The following is a 21487-nucleotide window of genomic DNA, read 5'->3' on the forward strand; positions in this document are numbered from 1 at the left end:
AAGCGGAAGCCGGTGCCGCACCCGCCCCACCCGCCCCACCCACCCACGTCAACGGAGACCCCACCATGTCCGACGCCTCAGACACCCCCGCCCGCGCCCTCCGCCTCTCCGCGCGTGAGCGCGACGCCGTCGACGCCCTTCTGCGTTTTCCCCTGGTCGCCGCCGTCAACGGTCGGCGTTCGCGGCGCTTTCCGGTCGGCGGCAGCATCCCCTCCGGAGAGTTGGCCTTCACCAGCGGCAGGCCGGCGCAGCCGCTCAGCGAAGTGGAGCGGGCCCTCGTCCTGGCCGTCGTCACCGGCGTGACCGGGTGGAACCTCGGGATCTCCCATCACCCCGGCTACGCCCCGGCGCTCCCCAACTACCCGGGCGCGGCCGGCGGTCGGACCTTTCCCTCGGCCGCCGGCTTCCACACCACCGAGTTCTTCTTCACCGACGACTCGGGCACGTACTTCCTGTCCAGCCGCGACGAGGCCCCCGCGGGCGAGGTCCCGTCCGGCGCCGAGGCGGACGGCCTCGACGTCGACGCCTGGCTGAACGCCACCACGGCCCGCTACCGCAAGCTCTCCCCGCAGCGCCTGTGGCTGCCCCGCGAAGAGCCGTACCTGGAAGGCCACAACACCTGGATCGCCAACCATCCCGGCTCCCTGCTGGTCATCCCGGTCGCCGACCTCGCCCAGCACCTGATCGCCAACCTCGCCTTCTTCCTGCAGAACGGCTACGGCGTGTACGACGACGTCAACGGCCGCCCGCTCCCCGGCGCGCACGACCCGTCATTGCGTCACGCGGGCGACCCGTACCCGCTCTCCTTCGTGGAGCAGTACACCCTGGCCGAGGCGAGCGCCGAGCTCATCACCGGCGTCTACAACGGCCATCTGCTGCTGGGCGCAATGGGCCTGGGCGGGTGGACCTTCGACGGGATCGACCGGCTCTCGGTGCTCGGCGCCTCCGGCAACCCGGACGTCCCCGGCCTGGGCTTCCACGTCGAGCACGACGAGCGGTGGGCGCTGCCCAACCCGACCGGCCTCGTCGGCGTCTTCGAGACCCTGTCGCGCCCTCACGTACGGGACGCCACGGAGGCCGTGCAACGCTTCACCGAGCGGAAGTTCGGCCCCGGCGGCCCGTTCCACCCCGACACCCCGGGACCCTGGCGCGACACCCGCCGGGTACGCTCCTCCGCCGCCCCGTACGACGAGCGCTTCGTACGCCTGCTGACCGACCAGGTGAGCTACATCGACGAGACCTTCGGCAAGGTCCCCGGCACCGTACCCACCGTCCACATCCTCAACTACCTGCAAGCCCAGCACCTCGACCCGGACTTCTACGACCACCACTTCACCCCCGGCGCCTACCTCCCCACCCACCGCGACCACCAGGCCACCTGGCACTGACCTACCCGCTCGGGTGTCGTGGCGTGCTGCTCGCCGACGTGTCCGGCTACCGGCCGTGCGGGGGCCGGCGCTCCCGTCGGTCGACGGCGGGTCCGGGCATTCGTCATCGGACCCCAGTCCGATCTCCTCGCCGTGCAGCAGGAGCATGCGCTCCCGGTGGGCCCCGGCGCCCCGCATGGTCACGAAGCTGCGGATCTTCGCCGAACGGCTGACCAGGTGGTCGGCCTCGCGGACGAAGACGATCGAACGGGTCGGACCGCGTATCCGCAGCGGGACGGTCAAGGTGCCGTCGTCACCGGCCGCCGGCCGCCAGTCGCCAGCCGCCGGAGACCTGGTGCGGGTGGCGGCGGGCGTGGTCCTGGCGCCGGACCGTCGAACACCCGACGGCGAGCCCCACATGATTCGGCCGGACGAACACCCGGCAGTACGGCCAGGCCGCCCCGCCTCCCGCGGCGAAGAGTTCGGGCCGTCCCCTGAGTCACCCCACCCTCTCGCACCCCACCAGGCACCGAAACAGAGACCGCAGGTCACAGGGCAGTGGCGAGCCGCCCGCATGGAGCGGCATGAAGACTCCCGCCCGACGGGACGGCGCCGGCGGCTTTCGGCCAGTGAAAACCCGCTCGGTAGGACTCGTTGCGCTTCGACAATTCGACTGTCATCGTATCGCTCAAACCTCCGATGATGGCACCGAGCTGCTTCATCCCTCAGTCGAAGCGCTTCGACGATATGTCCGCGCGGGAGCCGTCACAGCCACACGAAACGGAGTCCCCCCATGCACGTGACTCTTCGGAGAAACCCCCGCACCCTCCTGCTCGGCCTCGCCGCCGCCGCGGCCGCCGCCGTCGGACTGGCCGCAGCGCCCGCCCAGGCCGCCACCTGGTCGTCGAGCGACCAGTGGGCCACCTGGTCCAACGGCGGCTACACCCTCTACAACGACGTCTGGGGCAGCGGCGCCGGCTCGCAGACGATCTGGGCCAACTCGTACAGCGACTGGGGGGTGTCGGCGAACCACCCGAACACCGGCGGCGTGAAGTCGTACCCCAACGCCACCCGTTACGTGGGCAAGAAGCTCAGCGCGCTGCACTCCGTCAGCTCCAGCTTCAACGTCAGCGTGCCGTCGAGCGGCGCGTACGAGACGGCGTACGACGTCTGGGACACGAACAACGCGTACGAGATCATGCTCTGGATGAACAAGACCGGCGCGGTCGGCCCGCTCGGCACCTCGCAGGGCACCGTCACCGTCGGCGGCAGCACGTGGACGGTCTACAAGGGGAGCAACGGCGCCAACGCCGTCTTCTCCTTCGTCCGCACGTCCAACACGAGCTCTTCCACCGTGGACGTGCTGGCCGTCCTGAACTGGCTCAAGAACACCAAGGGCTGGTTCGGCGACATCACCCTCGGCAACGTCCAGTTCGGCTACGAGATCACGTCCTCCGCCGGCGGCCTGAACTTCACGACGAACTCGTTCTCCGTGTCCTCGTCCTGACGGGCGACAGAAACGCCGGACGGCGCCCTCCCGCCCCGCGGAGAGCGCCACCCGGCGCACGGAGCCGACGGCGGGACGTCGCATGCGACCCGGCCGGCAGGGCGGCTCGTTCGGCGACCGCCCGGCCCCGAGGCGTGAGGGCTTCCGGAGCACGCGGTTCGAGATCGGCACCCCGGTCGACCGCGGGCGACCCCGGAGCGGCGCCGCGGCACCTTCACCGACGACCGTCGCGGGCCCTGCGTTGCAGCCGGTCCCTGGCGGCTCCGCCGGTACGGGCTTGAGCATCGTGCTGACAGGACCGGGCCACGCCCGGTCTGAACCGTCCGGTTCTGGTGGAGGCCGTGACGCCCTCCTGATGCAGGTGCTCCGCGAGAGCGAAAGAGGTGCACTGGGCGGATTCAAGGAGCCGTCGCAACGCTGCTGGTCCGCGGCGATCTGAGAGGACGTCAAGTCCCATCTCGCCGGGTCCGTGATCGCTCGTTCGTGCGACTGCTTGCCGTTCGGGCCAGCGGTTGGGCGCGCGCATGCCCGACGACCCGCATCCCGGTCGTCACGAGCGGATGACGGGAATCGAACCCACGCTCCGAGCTTGGGAATCATGGGCGCTCTTCTGGCCTCTCCCCTGGTCAGGCGGCCTTCATGGACTTGGGGGCACACCTTGGCCATGACCTGTGTGACCGTGATCGCCCGTGGCGTACCGCTGCATCTGGTGCACGAGTGGTGCGGCAGTACGCCACGAAAAGTCTTCGGGGGCAGTTGACCCTCGGTGAGGTATCGGGGCAGGCATCGATCGCTGGGAAACCTCCGGACCACCGAGACCGATCTTTGCCTGGGGCCGTTCGACGGGACCGCTCACACCAACGGAGGAGCCTGGCCCCGTCGGTCACGGTTCGCGTCCGCCGTCTGCCCGATCCTGGCGGCGGACCGCATCTGCCCAGGCCGTGGGCAGGGAGCCAGCTCGCAAACCCATCTCTGCCCGAAGAGGAACGATGAAGCGCTTGCCCACGTTCGCTCACGCTGCCAGGACTGCCGTCGCGGTGGCGGGCTCCATGGCTGTGTTCGCCCTCCCCGCCGCTTCGGCAGCGGCGTCACCCGCCCCGCACCCGAGCGGGTCCGAGGGTCCGGTGTTCGTTCAGACGGACAACCCCGCCGGCAACGAGATCGTCGCCTACCGCCGCGCCGCCGACGGCTCCCTCAGCCGGCGGGGCACCTTCGCCACCGGCGGTAAGGGCGGCGTCCTCGACGGCTCGGTCGTCGACCACCTCGCCTCGCAGGACTCCCTCGTCTACGACTGTGCCCACCACCTCCTCTTCGCTGTCAACGCGGGCAGTGACACCGTCACCGTCTTCTCCGTCGACGGCGAAAAGCTCCACCGCGAGCAGGTCATCTCCTCCGGCGGAAGCTTCCCCGTCAGCGTCACCGTCCACAAGGACCGGGTCTACGTCCTCAACGCCCGCGAGGGCGGTTCCGTCCAGGGCTACCGGATCGCCGGAGGCAAGAGGCTGGAGCGGGTGGCCGGGTGGAAGCGGGAGCTCGGCCTCGACACCACGGCAGCGCCGGAGTTCACCCATACCCCCGGCCAGGTGTCCTTCACCGACGACGGTTCCCGACTGATCGTCACCACGAAGGCCGGCGGCAGCAGCATCGACGTCTTCGGAGTGAGCCCGTCCGGAGCCCTCTCCGCCCGGCCCGTCGTGAACGTGGAGAACGGAGCGGTTCCCTTCGGCTTCACCTTCGACGGCCACGGCCGCCTGGTCGTCGCCGATGCCGGCACCAACGCGGTACTGACCTTCGCGATCCGCGGGGACGGCAGCCTCGTCCGGCTCGACGACGCGCCCACCGGTCAGCAGGCGACCTGCTGGATCGCCCGCGCCGGGGACCGCTTCTACGCCTCCAACGCCGGCAGCAACACGCTCTCCGGGTTCCGGCAGACCCGCCGGGCCACGCTCGAACCGCTCGGCGACACCGCGACCGGTGCGGGCACCGTGGATTCCGCCGTCACCCCCGACGAGCGCTTCCTGTACGTCCAGACCGGTGGTACCGGCGGTGTCGACGCCTTCCGCGTCGAGCCGGACGGCTCCCTGGACAAGGTCGGCACCGTCACCGTCCCCGACGCGGTCGGCGGGGAGGGAATCGTCGCCCTGTAGCCCCGACGCCCGGAAAGCCACCGCCGGGCAGTAAATGACCGGATCGAACGGCCCGACCGTACACGCCGGATCCGAGCCGGCACCTCCGGGCGAAGAGGCACGGGGACTGGGAGGAGCGTGGAAGGTACAGGCCCCGTCCGCTCCGCGTCTCCTTCCGCCGAACCTGTTGGGAACCGGCTCCAGGCAGTTCGGATGGGCTAGCATCTGTCCCCACCAGGGGGGCCTGTCCAGCGTGACGTGAGCACCCACCGGCGTACCCGAAGTAGGAGCCGAAGCCTCCGTCATGTCGTACTCCGCAGAGATCAGCCGTACTAATCCGGGTTGTTTCATCTTCCTTGTCGACCAGTCGACGTCGATGGGTGACGCGATCGGTGACGAAGCCCAACAACAGAAGGCCGATGTCGTCGCGAACGCCATCAACCGGCTGCTCACCGAACTGTCGGTCAAGTGCGCCAAGGAAGAGGGCGTCCGGGACTACTTTCATGTCGCGGTCGTCGGCTACGGGCATTCAGTCGGTTCCGCGTTCGGGGGCGCTTTGGCCGGCCGTGACCTCGTTCCACTGGGTGAGGTCGCCAACAACCCCGCGCGGGTGGAGAACCGGGTGAAGAAGGTCTCGGACGGGGCCGGCGGACTGGTGGAGACCAGCGTCAGTTTCCCGGTGTGGATGGATCCGGTCGCGCAGGGCGGCACGCCGATGACGCGCGCGTTGGGATACGCGGATTCGCTGGTAGCTCGGTGGATCGAAGAACACCCCGGGGGCTTCCCGCCGATCGTGCTGAATCTTACCGACGGTGAATCGACCGACGGCGATCCGACCAGCGCGGCGATATCCATCGCGTCGCACGCGACAGCCGATGGCACCGTGCTGCTGTTCAACCTTCATGTCTCCGCGGGCGGCGGTTCGCCGATCACGTTCCCGGACGCGGAGGCAGGTCTGCCGGACTCATATGCGCGGACACTCTTCGAGATGTCCAGCGTCCTGCCGAGCCACATGCGTTCCTACGCGGCCTCGCAGGGCCACCGTGTCTCGGAAGATACCCGAGGATTCGTCTACAACGCCGACATCGTCTCGGTAGTGGAGTTCCTGGACATCGGAACCCGAGCCACTGAACTGCGGTGACGGGGGTGGCGCCCAAACTCTTCGTGAATCGGTTCCTGGTTCCGAAGGAAGGAAGCTCCGACCTCGAATGTGAGGACGCGATCGAGGTGCGGCCGAGTCTGGACCCCGACGACGCCCTGGACGCCCCTTTGTCCGCCGCTGTCGCGGACGGGGCCTCGGAGAGCATGATGGCCTCTCGGTGGGCGCAGTCTCTGGTGCGGGAGGCCGCGGAGGTCGGTCTGCTGCATTCCGAGGTATTCGGCGACCCGCGCTCGTTGTCGGCAGAGCTCGTACGCCGAGCCGTCGAGCCATGGGACGACCAGATCAAGGAGTACTGCGCTCGTCGGCAGGCCGGTGGGCGTCCCGTGCAGTGGTACGAGCAGCCGGGCCTTGAGAAGGGCGCGTATGCCACGCTCGTCGCCTTGCGCCTGCAACCCCTGCCACCTGGGGTTCCAGACGAGGACGGGCGAGCCTCGCACGGTCCTGCATGGGCTTACACGGCCGTCGCGCTCGGCGACAGCTGCCTGTTCCACGTCTCCGGCGGCGCGGCGACGTCGTTCCCCCTGACCGCGTCGGCGGAATTCGGGCTCAACCCGCGGCTCCTTGGCAGCCGTAACCACGACGTCGACCTCATCGCCGACCGTCTGTCCTTCTCCCGCGGCCACTTGCGTGACGGCGACGAACTTCTGCTGGCCACGGACGCCCTCGCCGCGTGGTTCCTCCGCGGTTGCGAGGATCGGTCCCGCCCTTGGCTCGAACTCGGTGAGGCGGCCGGGGGAGGGCAGTCTGCTTTCGGCGCTTGGGTTCACGAGCAGCGCGAGGGGCAGCTGATGCGCAACGACGACGTAGCGCTGGTACGCGTTCTGGTTCGTGACGAGGGGGCCGGTGACGCCGATGGCCGCGACGCCGGGTGACCCGCGGGCGGGAACCGGCCCTGGGACACGGCGTACCCGCAAGTTCCCCACCGGCGGGCAGTACGTGGAAGCGCTGCAGAACACGACCGTGTGCTTCAGGGACCCGGAACTCAAGAGCGGTACGGTCAAGCGCGATCCCGTGCTCGGCCCCAAACCCATCTCCGGGAACTTCGCCAGCGTCTTCTCGGTGACCTCACGGACGGGGCGGCGCTACGCCGTCAAATGCTTCACACAGGACGTTGCCGCCCAGGAGTCGCGGTACGACGCGATCAGCCGCCATCTGGCCGCTCTGGACGGCGCCGCGCTGTCCCAGCCGTGGAATGTCGGCTTCGAATACCAGCCACAGGGCGTCTTGGTCACTGGTGAGTGGTATCCCATGCTCAAGATGGAGTGGGCGGAGGGCAGCGGTCTGATCCGCTGGATCGAGGATCACCGCGCCGACCCGGCGGCACTCGCCTCGCTCGCAGACCGCTTCGCAGCCCTGGCCGCGGACCTGGCCACCGCTGGAGTCGCCCACGGTGACCTTCAGCACGGCAACCTGCTCGTCGCCCAGGACGGTACCTTCCGGCTCGTCGACTACGACGGGATGTTCGTACCCGCCCTGTCAGGGCACCGGGCCACCGAGATGGGTCATCGCAACTACCAGTCGCCGCAGCGCTCGGACGCGGACTTCGGCCCCGATCTGGACCGATTCTCGGCATGGGTCATCCACTTCTCGTTGGTCGCGCTGTCCACCGATCCATCGCTGTGGGGCCAACTGCACGAGTTCGGCGGCGAGTTCCTGCTGCTGACGGAGGACGACTTCCAGGCGCCGGCTGCGTCACTGCGCTTCGGGACGCTGCTGAGCCACCCTGACAGCGGACTGCGCGATCTGGCCGGCCGCATAAGGGATCTGTCCACGCAGCCGCTGGCCGCCCTCCCTGCCCTCCCCTCGCTGCCGCCGGGCGCGTCCCCGTCATCTGCCGGCCCGCACCGGACGCGGCGGTCGGCGCCCGCGGTAACGGATCCGCCGGGTTCGACACCACCTGTGTCCACCGCGCTTCCCCCATGGCTGACAGGACACTTGCCACCGCCCGTCGCTGGGGCAGCCTCGGGTTCCGTATCCCCTTCGACAGGTTCGGGTTTTCGGCGCCGCAGGCGGGCCGACGTCGTCCTCGCTGCCTTCATGACGTTGCTTCTTGTCGCTCCGGCGTCGCTGACGGCCACTTCTCTCCTTGCGGCCTCGGCCTACCCCACCGTGCAAGGGGGTGCACTGCTCGCCATGCTCGGGGCCGGCGGTGTGGGCCGCCGTACCCGGTCCGAGCTGCGAGCGGTACGCGTACGACGACGCGATCTGAGGAGTCGTTCCCGGGCGGTCGGCGACCCGGGGAAGGCCCTGGTGAAGCTGGACCAGGAGGCCCAAGCGCTGGACTGGCGGATACGGGACAGGGAGGCGAAGGCGTCCGCCCGCATGCAGCAACTCCAGTCGGAGCAGCAAACCGGGGCGGCGCGTATCGCCATCACGCTGAATCAGCGTCTCAGCGCTATCAGCAGCGAGCTCGCGGCCCTGCCCCGCCGTGAACAGGAGCGGCGTGAGAAGGCGCTCGCGCCGCTTCAGCAGAGCCACGTTCAGGACCGGCTCCGGCGCACTCCTATCCACGAGACCGCGAAACTGACGAACTTGGGTGCCAAGACCACTGACGCGCTCATCGCCGCCGGTATCAGGACCGCCGCAGACTTCACCCGGGTCCGCTATGTCTCAGGAGGCGGATACGGCACCGTCACCGCCCTGTTCGTCCTGGCGAACGGCCACCAGGTCAAAGTCCCGAGCATCGGTGAGAAGCGGGCCCGAACCCTTGAGAGCTGGCGGCAGGACATCGAGAACCGAGCGCGGCAGACGGCACCTGTCAAGCTCTCCCCCGCCGAACTGCGCAGCCTGGCAGCACAGACCGCGGCCGACCGCACCCGGCTCCAGAACGAACGGAAGAAGGCCGAGGCCGACGCTCAGACGCGTCACGACCAGTTGCAGGGGCGCATCGCGGCCGAACTGCGCGCCGTCGTGGACGCCCAGAGCGCGGCCCGCGCCGATGACGCGCGTGTCAGGGCGCAGATGAGTCAACGCCGCGCCGAGCTTGCCTTGCTACGAGACGACCGCGACAGAATCGACGCCGCGCTGGTACGCGAACAGCGGACGCGGCGCGGTCTCGCTTACCACCGTTACCTGAGGTTCCTCGTCACGGGCAGGTGAGTCGGAAGAGGTACCTCAGTGCCATGGCGCGGGACCGGTCCGGGAAGCCCAGCCGGCCAGGGCGTCGCCGTCGAAGAGGCGTATGCCGACGCGCACCGCATAGTCCCGTGCGGGCCGGGTGAACCGGCTCGTGGTGACAATCGCGGCCAAATGGCCGCCATGAGGGTGGCGGTACGTCCCGTTCACTTTCTGTACGTCACCGCTGCCGACCGTGGAGCTGGGACCATACCGCTTCGCCTGGAGGACCAGGCGGCGACCGTCAGGGGCGGTCGCGATGACGTCCGCCCCGAGATCCCCGGAGCCACCCACGACCCGGACGTCCCTGCATCCGTCCCGTCGGCACAGGAATGCCAGCGCGTGCTCAAACTCCTTTGGCGACATGGTCCAGTACGCCTCCGTGTGCTGGGCCCGGGCGGCCCACAGGGCTCGGAGTTCGGTCCGCTTCCGGATACGTCGGACCGCCACCGTCACGGTGGCGGCGAGCAAGCCGACGAGGATCAGCACCCCGAGCACCGGGTGAGCGGCAATGAAGGCGATCAGCATGATCACCCCGATCGCTGCGGCGCCGACAGTGAGGCGCCGCTCGGTGCGTACGCCTGACCGGCGTAAAGCCGGCCTTCTGTGTCGGACATCGCGGCGCTGTGGAACGGCCAAGCTGATCCCCCAAGGACCTCGTACGGCAGAGCAATTGTGCCGGGTGGACACCTCCGATACGGCGCGTGGCAGCACTTGTCGAGGTCCGTGGAGGATCTTCCGACTGGGAGGAGGCCGAACGACGCTTCGCGCTGCGGGGCTGGCCCGTTCGGGTCTTCGGGGTGTCGAAGTCCTCGGCCGACCGGATCATCGACCACCTCGGCCCGCCGCTCGCACTCCGGCCCTGTAAGCGGTTCCGCAAGGACACCGTGCTCATCGTGGACGGCACCCTGGTGCCCACGCGACCACACCATCGCCGAGCAGCAAAGCGCCTCCCCGGTCGTGCAGAGCCGGACTGTGGTCGACCGTGCGGCACCGCTGGACCGTGGTGCGGCAGCGGTGCACGGCCCGAGACCTCATCTGGAAACGGCACCAGGCATGCCTCATGGCGGGTGGCGGCGCGAAAGAGAGGGTGCGGCCCATGGGTGACGCTGAGTAGGACATCGAGTACTTTGAGGTCGTCGGTGCCGAGGGCGGGGAGTCACAGGCACCGGGTGATTCTCGATGGGGATACCGTAACCAGCACGGCTCGGGGGTGGGTGGCTGTGGGTCGGCCGACGGATTGGCATGTGCTGGATCTGGACCGGGACCCCGTGCCGGGTGATCCGTACGAGGTGAAGGAACTCGCCCGCAGGCTGGGGGACTTCGCCGACGATGTCGCCTCCGCGCTGCGCTCGGTCCGCGGGCTGGGCGGTGACACCGCCGTCCAGGAATGGGCGGGGCTGTCGGGGGAGGAGTACCGCAGCCAGTTCGGCGACCTGCCCGGCGAACTCGACAAACTCGAACGCTCCTACCGCCTCGCCTCCGGCGCCCTGGACGACTACTGGCCCCAGCTCCAGACCGCACAGGCCGACGCCGACCGCGCCCTGGCCCACGGCCGCACCGCCCGCGCCGACCTCGACGCCGCCCACAACCAACTGACCAACGCCGACGCCTGGGTCAAACGCGCCCAGGACAAATCCCAGCAGTACCAGGCCGACCCCCAACCCGGCGTCCCCCCGCCCACCGAGGAAGAAGTCCGGGCCGCCACCCGCAACGCCACCGACGCCAACATCGCCCGCACCACCGCCTCCGCGGCCGTCCACGACGCCCAGGCACGTCTGAACGCCGCCAAGGAACTCGCCGCCCAGGCAGCCGGCCTGCGCGACACCGCCGCCACCACCGCACACCACGCCCTGCACGAGGCGTCCCACGCCGGCATCCGCAACAAACACTGGTGGGAAAAGGCCGTCGACTTCGTCGCCGACCACTGGGACCAGATCATCGCCGCCTGCAAGATCATCGTCGCCGTCCTCGGCATCGTCGTGATGATCATCGGCGGACCCCTGGCCTGGCTCGTCCTCGCCGCCGCGATCCTCGTCCTCGCCGACACCCTCACCAAATACCTCAAAGGCCAAGCCAGCCTCTGGGACGTCCTCTTCGCCGCCCTCGACTGCATCCCCATGTTCAAAGGCCTCACCACCGCAGGCGGCCTCCTCAAAATGGCCCGCGAACTCCCCACCCTCCTTAAATCCGGCAAAGCCCTGGAGAACATCGCCAACAGCATCCGCAAAAGCGGCGCGGCCCTGCGGGATCTGCGCGAAACCGCCGTCAACATGTCCAAGCGCTTCAAGTGCGGCGATCCCGTCGATGTCGCCACCGGCGAGATGGTCATGTCGGCAGTCGACGTGCAACTGCCCGGAGTACTGCCACTGGTCCTGGAACGGCACCACGTCTCGGCCTACCGCACCGGCCGGTGGTTCGGACCGTCGTGGGCCTCCACACTCGACCAGCGTCTCCTCCTGGACGACCAAGGAGTGCGGTACACCTCCGAGGACGGGATGGTCCTCCACTACCCCGTCCCGGCGCCGGATTGGGACGTTCTTCCCGGTGAAGGGCCCCGTTGGCCGCTGCGCTGGGACGGTGTACCCGGCGGGGAGATCCGTATCACCCGACCGGACCGCGGGCAGACCCTCCACTTCCGCGCACTGTCCCGCGGTTCTCTCACCGAGCTGCCCCTGGCCGCGATCAGCGATCGCAACGGCAATACGAGCACCCTTGTCTACGGCGAGGACGGCATCCCGCGCGAGATCCGCCACAACGGCGGATATCGCATCGGCCTGTCGACGGCCGACGGGCGGGTGACCGAACTCCGTCTGCTGAGCCACCCCGACCGGCCGGTCCTGCTGCGCTACGGGTACGACGACCGCGGTGACCTGAGGCGCGTCACCGACTCCTCCGGCCTGCCGTTCCGCCTGGGCTACGACACCGACCACCGGGTCGTGAGCTGGGTGGCCCGCGGGGGCACCAAGTACCACTACACATACGACGCCGCAGGCCGCTGCATACGCACCACCGGCTCGGACGGGGTCCTCGACTACGGCTACGTCTACGACACCGAGAATCGCACCACGCGCGTCACCGACTCCCTCGGACACACGACGACGTACGAGTTCAACGAGCTGGGCCAGCTGGTGCGGACGATCGATCCCCTCGGTCACGCCACCGTCCGTAGGTGGGACCGGTACGACAACCTGCTGTCCCGCACCGACGCCCTGGGCCGCACCACGTACTACGAACACGACGCGGCAGGCCGCCTGACCCGTTTCATCCGGCCCGACGGGGCCGCCACGACGATGGCCTACAACGACCTCGGTCTGCCGGAAACGGTCACCCTGCCGGACGGTGCTCGCTGGCGACACGAATACGACGAGCGGGGCAACCGCGTCCGCACCGTCGACCCGCTGGGAGCCGCCACCGCTCGCCGGTACGACGACCACGGTCGCCTCGTCCGCATCACCGACGCCGTGGGTGGCGTACACGAGGTGGTCCCCGACGACGCGGGTCTTCCCGTGACCAGCATCCGTGCCGACGGCGCCGTCACCGCCTACGCACACGACCCCTTCGGCCGGATCGTCACGATCGTCGATCCGCTCGGCGGCGAGTCCACGCTCACGTGGACGCCGGAAGGAAAGCTGCGCGGCCGGAGATGGCCGGACGGATCCGGCGAGCACTGGAAGCACGACGCCGACGGCAATCTGATCGAGCGCACAGAGCCGCACGGAGCGGTGACCCGCTTCGCGGTCGGCGCCTTCGACCTCCTGACGGCCAAGACGCTCGCCGACGGCACGGTCCTGAGATTCGACTACGACACCGAATTGCGCATCACCTCGGTCACGAACGCCGCCGGCCGGCGCTGGACGTACGAGTACGACCCCCGGGGACTGCTCGTCGGCGAGACGGACTTCAACGGGCGGACGATTCGCTATCGGCACGATGCCGCGGGCCAGCTCGTCGAACGCGTCAACGGTGCCGGCGAGGCCGTCCGATACGTCAGGGACGCGGCCGGCCGGGCCGTCGAGTGGCACAGCGGCGCCGCGGTGACCACGATGGAGTACGACGCGGCGGACCGTGTCGTCCGCGCGGTCAACGCCGACGCGGAACTCATCGTCGAGCACGACGCGTTGGGCCGGGCAGTCCGCCAGACCGTCAACGGCAGGACACTGACGAACGTCTACGACGCACTGGGCCGCAGAACGGAACGCCGCACCCCCATAGGCGCGGTGAGCACATGGGAATGGGACGCCGGGACGCGGGCCGGCGCCCTGCGCACCGCCGGACGGCGGGTCGCGTTCTCGTACGACGGCGGCGGTGCGGAGACCGGCCGCACCGTCGACCAAGGCGTCGTGGACATCCGGCAGCGGTGGGACGCCAAGCGCCGTGTCGTCTCCCGAACGGTCAGCCGCGGCGGAACGGCCGACGAGCCCCGGGCGCTGGTACGCCATCGGAGCTACCGCTACCGGGAGGACGACCACCTCACCGGTGTGACGGACGAGTCCGGTGGACACGACTTCGCCCTCGATCCGGTCGGCCGGGTGCTCACCGTCTCGGCAGAGGACTGGGCGGAGAGCTACGCGTACGACTCCGCGGGCAACATGGTGCACGGCATGTGGCCCGCGGAGGCGGCGGGCGGGAGCAGCGCCCCCGACACCTCCCCGGCGACCGGGAGCCGCTCCTACGACGGGACACTCATCCGGCGTGCGGGCCGGACCACTTACACGCACGACGAGCAGGGCCGGGTCGTGCGGCGGGTCCGCCGGACGCTCTCCGGTGCCAAGGCCACCTGGCGGTTCGTCTGGAACGCCGAGGACCGGCTCACCGAGGCACACACTCCCGACGGCCGTCGCTGGCGCTACCTCTACGATCCCCTCGGCCGTCGGACGGCGAAGGTCGAGACGACCGCGGACGGCACCGTCGTCACCCGGACCGACTTCGTGTGGGACGGCACGCAGTTGGCCGAACAGACTCTCTCCGCCGGGGACGGGTCTGCCTCCCTCACCGCTGTGACCTGGGACGCCATGCCCGGAAGCCGTCAACCGGTCGGCCAGACCGAACGCGTCCTCACCGCCTCGTCGGCGCAGAGCGACATCGACGCGCGCTTCTACTGCATCGTGACCGACCTCGTCGGGTCGCCGACCGAACTGATCGGCATGGACGGCGAGGTGGCGTGGCAGGCGGACAGCACCCTCTACGGCAACCGCGGGCCGGGCGCGGCGCGGAGCGTCGACTGCCCGCTGCGTTTCCCGGGCCAGTACTTCGACGCCGAGACGGGACTCCACTACAACGTCTTCCGCTACTACGACCCCGAAGTGGGCGGGTATTACAGCCCCGACCCCCTCGGGCTCGACGCCGGACCGAATCCTCACGCGTACGTTCCCAACCCCATGTCCTGGTGCGACCCCCTCGGGCTGAAGTGCCTGGAATTCTTCACCGTTCAGGGACTCGACGACGCGGCGCGGTTCCGGAGCACCGGCGAACCGTGGCCACTGGAGATGCACCGAGCGCACTTCGGTCCGGGCGTGTACTCCTGGGGGTCTCGAACCGAGGCCGAGAAATACCTCGCTCTCAAGCTGCGCAGATCGGAGAACGCCGATCTCGAACTGATGAGGTTCACCGTTCATGAGAAGGACTTCGCCAAGCTCAAAAAGGTCGACATCTCGCAGATGACCGACGACGAGGCACAGGCTTTTCTCGACCGCTACAGTCTGATGTCCGATACCGGAAAAGCCGATCACGGTCTCGAATACATCACCAGGCCCACCGGGATGGGCCCGGAGCACTTCTTCGACAAGTCCGTCTTCGGTCTGCTCAGGTTCGACTAGTACGTTCGACTGACGCGTTCGACCAGCACGTCGACGGGTACGTCGATGAGTACGCGCGATCAACCAGGAGTCCTTTTGAACCCTCGCCCATTCGTCTACCGCAAGATCCTCGGCCCCTGGGCTCTCTACGTGGAACTGACTGCGGGAGTTGCCCCGGGCACGCCGGGCACGCTGCCGCGGGATGCCCGTCGCATCACCGACCACCTGTGGTTGGCCGTGGTTGACATGACAGCGCTTGAAGAGGACGTGCAGCAGCTGGAGTTCGGCCTGCGTCAGGTCGCCGACGCGATTGCGACCGCGCGCCCCGAGCAGTTGGTGGTCGTACAAGTGGAGGCCCTGAGCTACCCGTTGACCGACTACCAGCCCGAAGCGGCGGCGGCGGCCATCGCGGGATGGGCGGCGCGGGAGTTCGACTTCACCCCTCCGGACATCGCGGTGACCTTCGATCGTACGGACGGATACACGCTCACCTGGCCCTCCCCCACCTGACCCGAGGTGACCGTCTCCAAGGGGCCGGCCGTTTCCACGCGAAGGCGGTGGCCGAGAGCGACAACGTGTTCAGGTCACTGAAAATGAGTCTCGCCATTTGAGAAAACCTCGGTGACCAGCGGTCAACCACGGGCATTCGGCGCCTGCGCGCCCCCGAATTGACCTGGACAACAAACAAGCCCCAGGCCGTTAACCTGAGGCTTTGCGATGGAGCGGATGACGGGAATCGAACCCGCGCTCTGAGCTTGGAATCACGGGGGCTCTGTCGGCGACCGTACTGGTCAGCGGCCGGTTCGGCCCCGAAGTACCAGATGGGCGGGTTCCGTTGGTGCCCGTGGCGGACCCAGCCATACCGCTGTACGTGGTGCGGGCGTGGTGCGCCGGGCACGCATCACCGCTCGTGCAGGATGGTGGGCCGGGTGACGGGGACGACGGTGAGGAGGCCGTCGAGGCCCTTGTAGTCGTCGGGGTTGGTGGTGAAGAGAGGGAGCTCTTCGGCGATGGCGATGGCGGCGATCATGAGGTCGGCGACACGGCGGCGTGGTTTGCGGCCGGCGCCGATCACGGCGGCGCAGACCCTGCCGTAGAGGCGGGCGGCTTCGGTGTCGAAGGGGATGGGGTCGAACTCGTTCTCGGCGCGTTGCAGGATGTCCAGACGCCGGCCCCTTTCCGCGTGCTCGTCGTAGTCGCTCTGCTCCTCGTTCCTGCGCACTTCGTGGGGTCCCGCGGAGAGTTCGGCCAGGGTGATGGCGCTGATCGCCACCTCGGCGGGGAGTTCCGCGGGGTCGAGCCATTTGCGCAGGATGACGATGTTGGTGTCGAGCAGGCCCTGCGCGTACTCAACGGCCATAGGGGTCGTCCGTCTCCTGCTCGGCGGTGGCGTCCTGGTCGGCCCGGAACGCCTCCAGCGAGACGTCCGACGCCGTGCGGGACATGGCCGCGAACTCCGCACGCGCAACGAACCGCCTGCGTCGGCGTAGCGGGATCAGCTCCCCGATCTGATGCCCGTCGCGGGTGACGGTGAAGGACTGCCCGCCCTGGACGGCGTCCATGATCTCTTTGGACCGGCTGCGCAGGTCGCGCTGGGTGATCTCGGGCTGCGCTGACATGGCTCCAAGGTAGCACTTGGTAGCACCAGGTGCTCCGCGACGCGGGCGGGAGCCCTGTCAGACCCCTCAACCAGGCTCGTCGTATGAGCGTGAGATCAGACTTGACCTTGGATGTGCATCTCGGGCGTGTGCTGGATGCGGCCGTGCATCCGGACGTGAAAGCGGCTCTCGTGTCAGCGAGACGGCATATGAACAGCGGGAGCAGGGGTCACCGCAGGGGCGGAAAGATCCTTGTCCACATGCTGGAGGCAGTTCGCCGACGCGCGGCGGACGTCGGCGAGTGGCAGGTCGTCCGGCTCGTTCAGGACTCCTTGGACTACGCCGAAGGACGAATCCTCCAGCCCGACCTCAATGACCGGTACCGACTGTTCCAGGACGGCGTGCGCAACACGAACCTGCAGAGGGGTGTCGGAAACGTGCTGCGGACCGGATTCAGGTTTGCCGCAGAGGCGAGCCGCGAGTACGCGGACGCGAAGCCCCAGGCGGGAGTGGACGATCTGATCGCGTACTTCAGCTCGCTCGCGGAGGACGCGCGGTTCCTTGAGGCACCGGAGGACCGGCCCGGGCGGTATCGCGTTCTCCGGGGAAGGGCCGAGATCGCCGTGTGGCTGGAACGCGTACTGCAGGAACGAGTGGACATCGAGGACCCGGAAGAGGCTGCGCGTCGGATCGTCACCTCACCCGAAGCCATTGCTCTTCTTGCCGCCGACACGCAGGGGCAGATGATCTTCAGAGCGGCGGAGTTGCAGCGCCGAGCGGTCGGCCTGAAGGCTTTGCGCAAGGTCGTGGAGGACACCACGGCTTCCGAACACGCGCTTCAGCGCGCCCTGGAGGGGCAGCACTGGATCTTCGGCGGGCGGTTCGTCGGAGAGGCAGCCCACCGCAGGCTGGTGCCCGGGGATGAGGTCGACATTCCTCTGATTCGCGGAGACGGCGCTTTGCACGTAGTCGAGTTGAAGCGCGCAGCGAGCCTGGTCGGCCCGCTGGTGAAGAGGCACCGCGGTTCGTGGGTGCCTACCGCGCAGGTGCACGACGCCGTCGGCCAGGCGGTGAACTACCTGGTCGGCCTGGACGAGAATCGCTACCGGATCCGCGAGGAACTCGGCATCGAAACCCGCCGGGCCAGCGCGATAGTCCTGATAGGACACCCCTCGGTCCAACCCTCCGTTCCGGAGGAGTCGATCAACGAGGCACTTCGCACCTTCAATACCCATGTGAATCGCGTGGAGGTGCTTACGTACAAGGAGTTGATCGACAACGCCGAGCGTTCCTTGGGCAGCGAGCCTTCGGCGTAATTCCGCAGGCTTCCGTCGAGCCTGCGGCTTGCCCCATTGAATCCGCAGCCGAAATCGCCAGAGCGGCTATAGTGGTTTGCGGCCATGAGAAAACCCCAGGCTGTTGAACTTGGGGCTTTTATATGGAGCGGATGACGGGAATCGAACCCGCGCTCTGAGCTTGGGAATCACGGGGGCTTTGTTTACGTAGCTTCTGGGCAGCTGGCTGTTGTGGTTTTTGGGATGCTGGCTGGCAGTCGGGTGTCTGGCCGCGACTGTCCGTGGAATACTCACATTGAACCAACTCCCGAGAAGGCGACAAAAAGGGCATGGTACCTGCGAAGTCGAATGTCGACTTCCTGATGAACAGGGTACAATCGCCATGACCCATCGCCCGGCCGCCGCACAGAGCGGATCCGAACGAGTCGGATGAAGCCCACCGCCTCGACGGCCACAGCGCCTGCAAGCGTTACGCCGCACAACTTCCGCACCAGTTCCAGTGCTTGGCTCCGTAGAAACTCGCAGGTCAGCCAGAATTCTCCCCGCGCCCGCAGAGATTTTCCCGTTTCGTGCTCGGGCATCGGGAGGTTCGTCTGTGCTTCTGCGCAAGTGGGGGGTGTTTCCCATCCTCCGCAACGCACTGATGTTCCACCCGACATGACCACGGCCTTGCTCCGAGGGCCATTAGCCCCAGTTCACCGTGGAGTTTGGCTAAAGGAAAAAACGTCACACGAAGCAGTTACCGTGGTGGCAGACCCTGATTGCTGGGCTCAGCCTCCTGAGTGTGCTACTCAGCACTCGGCGGTGACCTGTCTCGTGCTCCACGAACGATCAGCTGATGGAGTGAGCGACCGCTGCAATGGCCTTTTCGGTCGAGACGTTTGGCGCGTCGATCGCTTTGAAGCGTGAGTCGCGGCCCCTATGCGGTGCTCAATTGCGCGATCTCCCGGGCGCAGCCCCAGGAGAGGGTGACGCCGGCACCGCCATGGCCGTAGTTGTGGAGGATGGTTCTGCTGTTGGCACGGTGTTCGGCTTCGACGCGCACTACTGGACGTGTGGGGCGGGCGCCGACCCGGTGGGACAGGATGCGGGCTTGTGCGAGGCGGGGTTCGACGGCTGTGCAGCGGTTCAGGATGGCCTCTGCGGCGGATGGGTCGGGGGAGAGGTCACCTCGGTCGTCAATGGCGGTGCCGCCCAGGACGGCGGTGTCGCCGTGGGGGTAGATGCACAGCAGGTCGGGGGAGGTGCCGGTGTCCTCGGAGAAGAATTCGGTGAGGCCCGGGTTGGTGACGATCACGTGCTGGCCTCGGATGGGGCGTAGGTCGTTGTCGGCGGCCAGCTGGCGTGTGCCGAGGCCGGAGCAGTTGACGACGACAGGGCCGAGTGTGGGGTCGTCCAGGTCGGTGATCGTGCCCTGCGTGATGGTGGTGCCGGTCGCGAGCAGGCGGGCCCGCAGGTGATTGAGGTAGACGGGCATGTCGATGAGGGGGACCTCGAAGCGGTATCCCGTCGTGAAGCCGGTCGGCAGGTCTTCCGGCGGGCACGGCTGGAAGCCGGGCAGCGTCGTGGCCCACTCGGGCGGTGCGTCCGCCTGCCGTGAAGCCTCGATGCCGGAGGTGATGCGCACGCCCGTGCTCGGGTCGTCCGCCAGGGACCGGAAGACCTCCAGGGAGTGCCGGCTCCATTCGTCGACCTTGTCCTTGGGCTCGACGAGGTACGGTCCCCACATCGCCCCGGCGGCAAGGGACGTGCGGCCGGGCACCTCTTCGGCAACCACCCTCACACGTACGCCGGCTTCGGCGAGAGCGATGGCAGTTGTCAGGCCGGACACGCCGGCCCCGATGACGGTCACGTGCTCGACTCCAGTCACGGAACCGACCCTAGCGTCCGGAAACTGCCTCGGCCGGGTGCCCGGCGAGGATGTGTTCGAGTTCGGGGAGGAAGCTGCGGACGTGTGGGTTGCGCTGGCGGCGACGTAGGTCTCCGGCGAGCAGTTGGAGGACGGCCGTGCTGCGTGGGGAGCGTACGGTCGTCAGGCGTTGGGTAGCGGTGCCCGCGATCTGGCAGGCCAGTTCAGTCTCGCCGAGGGCGGTGTAACCGAGTGCGAGCCAGGAGCCCTCGAACAGGGCGCGGCGTTGGCTCGGGTCTGCGAGAGCAACGGTATGGGCGCCCGTGGAAAGCAGATCAGTCCCTTGGGCGACGAGGCGGCGGGCCTGAGAAGTGGCACCTTCGCTGCGGCGTACGCGGCCGAACTGGATAAGGGCGTAGCCGGCCTGGCAGTCGAGGTGGTTGCCGGTCAGGTAGTACATCCACCTCGGCTCGGACCCGTCGGGTGAGGAGGATTCGACCAGCTGACGGGCGGTTTCGCGCGTGCGGTCGAAGTCGGTCGTGCGTCCCGCAGTCGCATAGGCGTAGGCGAGACGGGAGAGCACTGATGCTCGGGCACCGGCCGGAGCGCCCTCGCTGGTGCGTGCTGCTGCTTCGCCGAGCGTGATGGCGTCGGACGGGTGGTCGCGGCTGGCGGCCTGGAAGGCGAGGTCGGCGAGGATGTGGGCGGCCAAGGGGCGGTCGTTGACCTGGTGGACGGCGCGCAGGGCGGTGGCGAAGTAGCGCTGGGCCAATCCGTGGTCGCCTGCGTCGAAGGCCATCCATCCGGCGAGCTGCCCGACTTCCCCGAGCGCGTGCAGAAGCCGGGCTGTCGTGTAGGGCGAGTGACCGCCTTCGTAGAGGAGTAGGGCAACAGCTCGGAACTGCGCACCGACGTAGGACAGGTGACGTGCGCCGCCGTGCTCGTCGTCCAGGAGTTGGAGGAGAGGAAGGTTCTGCTCCACCTGCTCGACGAGGGGGTCCATCCCGGCAGGGCGGGCGAGGCGGTCTGTGAACGAGCCACGGCCGGCCGTACCGTCCAGGTAGTGCGAAACGATCGCCAGAAGCGCGCTGCCCGAGGTGGCCAGGAAGCGTCTGCGGTCGCGTAGACCGGCGACGACCCAGTCCTCCATGATCCCTCCCAGTTCAGCAGTGGTCCAAGGCCGCGCCAGGTCGCTGTCCACCGGCACCAGTGCCTGCGCGGGTGCCGACCGCCCGTGCCACAGCCACCCGACGGTCACTGTTCGGCCCAGTTCCTGGGAGAGCACGTGGGCGACCGCGGTGGGGAGCGGCGAGCGGGGCAGGCTCCCGTGATCACGCCAGTGATAGGGGGCTGACTCGGCGACGGTTCCCGCGCCGAAAGCCCGGTTGACCTTGCGCGCGAGGACTTTGGGGGTCCAGCCCAGTTCGTCCAGGCACGTGGTGAGCCGCAGGTTCGGCCCTTCCGATCGTCGGCTCATTCAGCGGTTCACCCCCGCGTCGCCGTACGCGCCTTCTCCCACCTGATGATGCAGCTCCGCGTCCGCGGTCACCCCTCGCCGCCGGGAAGTTGACCGAGTTGACCGCTTGATGGGCTCTTGCCTTCGCACGTTATCCGGTGTGCTGGTTCGGCAACAGAGGGCAACCAAGACCGGCGGCTGGCATCTGCAACCCC

14 protein-coding genes and 1 pseudogene are annotated in these 21487 nt (G+C 68.4%); 10 read left to right on the top strand and 5 right to left on the bottom strand.

All coding sequences use genetic code 11. The annotated features are described in order from the left end of the window. The first annotated feature begins 65 nt into the window (after positions 1–65). The 6 genes from OHA30_RS18675 to OHA30_RS18700 all read left to right on the top strand — a co-directional run bounded on the left by OHA30_RS18675 (position 66) and on the right by OHA30_RS18700 (position 9261). On the top strand, positions 66–1388 hold the full coding sequence (locus tag OHA30_RS18675) for a hypothetical protein (protein ID WP_328914996.1): 1323 nt from the start codon (positions 66–68) through the stop codon (positions 1386–1388). Positions 1389–2160: 772 nt separating this feature from the next. Continuing rightward, positions 2161–2874 carry a GH12 family glycosyl hydrolase domain-containing protein gene (locus OHA30_RS18680; RefSeq protein ID WP_328914997.1) on the top strand — a complete coding sequence of 238 codons (714 nt, stop codon included), beginning with the start codon at positions 2161–2163 and terminating at the stop codon, positions 2872–2874. A gap of 1049 nt (positions 2875–3923) precedes the next feature. Next, positions 3924–5021, top strand: a complete 1098-nt coding sequence (locus tag OHA30_RS18685; protein ID WP_443045112.1) for a lactonase family protein — start codon at positions 3924–3926, stop codon at positions 5019–5021. Between the two features lie 283 nt (positions 5022–5304). Beyond that, entirely contained in the window at positions 5305–6141 is an 837-nt protein-coding gene (locus tag OHA30_RS18690) for a vWA domain-containing protein (RefSeq protein ID WP_328914999.1), read from the top strand. 5 nt (positions 6142–6146) lie between these two features. Further along, positions 6147–7034 carry a hypothetical protein gene (locus tag OHA30_RS18695; protein WP_328915000.1) on the top strand — a complete coding sequence of 296 codons (888 nt, stop codon included), beginning with the start codon at positions 6147–6149 and terminating at the stop codon, positions 7032–7034. Positions 7035–7098: 64 nt separating this feature from the next. Further along, positions 7099–9261: a hypothetical protein gene (locus OHA30_RS18700; RefSeq protein ID WP_328915001.1), complete on the top strand. Its 2163-nt coding sequence runs from the start codon at positions 7099–7101 to the stop codon at positions 9259–9261. Between the two features lie 15 nt (positions 9262–9276). On the opposite strand, the gene OHA30_RS18705 is transcribed toward OHA30_RS18700, so the two are convergent. Further along, on the bottom strand, positions 9277–9804 hold the full coding sequence (locus OHA30_RS18705; RefSeq protein ID WP_328917903.1) for a restriction endonuclease: 528 nt from the start codon (positions 9802–9804) through the stop codon (positions 9277–9279). Between the two features lie 263 nt (positions 9805–10067). Between OHA30_RS18705 and OHA30_RS18710 the strand changes: the two are divergent. From OHA30_RS18710 to OHA30_RS18720, 3 genes and pseudogenes are all read left to right on the top strand, one after another. Then, positions 10068–10205, top strand: a pseudogene (locus OHA30_RS18710) (IS5/IS1182 family transposase); the annotation flags it as partial. A gap of 318 nt (positions 10206–10523) precedes the next feature. Then, a complete protein-coding gene (locus tag OHA30_RS18715) occupies positions 10524–15095 on the top strand; it encodes a DUF6531 domain-containing protein (protein WP_328917904.1) in 4572 nt (1523 codons plus the stop codon). Positions 15096–15320: 225 nt separating this feature from the next. Continuing rightward, positions 15321–15584 (top strand): hypothetical protein, encoded by a 264-nt coding sequence (locus OHA30_RS18720; protein ID WP_328915002.1) that lies wholly within the window; start codon positions 15321–15323, stop codon positions 15582–15584. Between the two features lie 391 nt (positions 15585–15975). Here OHA30_RS18720 and OHA30_RS18725 read toward each other — a convergent pair whose 3' ends face one another. Beyond that, entirely contained in the window at positions 15976–16434 is a 459-nt protein-coding gene (locus tag OHA30_RS18725) for a type II toxin-antitoxin system VapC family toxin (protein WP_328915003.1), read from the bottom strand. After that, positions 16424–16693, bottom strand: coding sequence for a type II toxin-antitoxin system Phd/YefM family antitoxin (locus tag OHA30_RS18730; RefSeq protein WP_328915004.1), 270 nt, complete (start codon positions 16691–16693; stop codon positions 16424–16426). Before OHA30_RS18730 ends, OHA30_RS18725 begins: the two co-directional genes overlap by 11 nt. Before the next feature lie 239 nt (positions 16694–16932). Here OHA30_RS18730 and OHA30_RS18735 point away from each other — a divergent pair, with 239 nt between their 5' ends. Beyond that, complete coding sequence (locus tag OHA30_RS18735; RefSeq protein ID WP_328915005.1) at positions 16933–17988, top strand: Shedu anti-phage system protein SduA domain-containing protein; 1056 nt, start codon at positions 16933–16935, stop codon at positions 17986–17988. An 898-nt stretch (positions 17989–18886) separates the two neighbouring features. On the opposite strand, the gene OHA30_RS18740 is transcribed toward OHA30_RS18735, so the two are convergent. Both OHA30_RS18740 and OHA30_RS18745 read right to left on the bottom strand, forming a co-directional pair. Continuing rightward, positions 18887–19837 carry an FAD-dependent oxidoreductase gene (locus OHA30_RS18740; RefSeq protein WP_328915006.1) on the bottom strand — a complete coding sequence of 317 codons (951 nt, stop codon included), beginning with the start codon at positions 19835–19837 and terminating at the stop codon, positions 18887–18889. A 10-nt stretch (positions 19838–19847) separates the two neighbouring features. Continuing rightward, positions 19848–21293, bottom strand: coding sequence for a carph-isopro domain-containing protein (locus tag OHA30_RS18745; protein WP_328915007.1), 1446 nt, complete (start codon positions 21291–21293; stop codon positions 19848–19850). Between the last annotated feature and the right edge of the window lie 194 nt (positions 21294–21487).

It is taken from the genome of Streptomyces sp. NBC_00223 (assembly GCF_036199905.1).
In the GTDB taxonomy this organism is placed as follows: Bacteria; Actinomycetota; Actinomycetes; order Streptomycetales; family Streptomycetaceae; genus Actinacidiphila.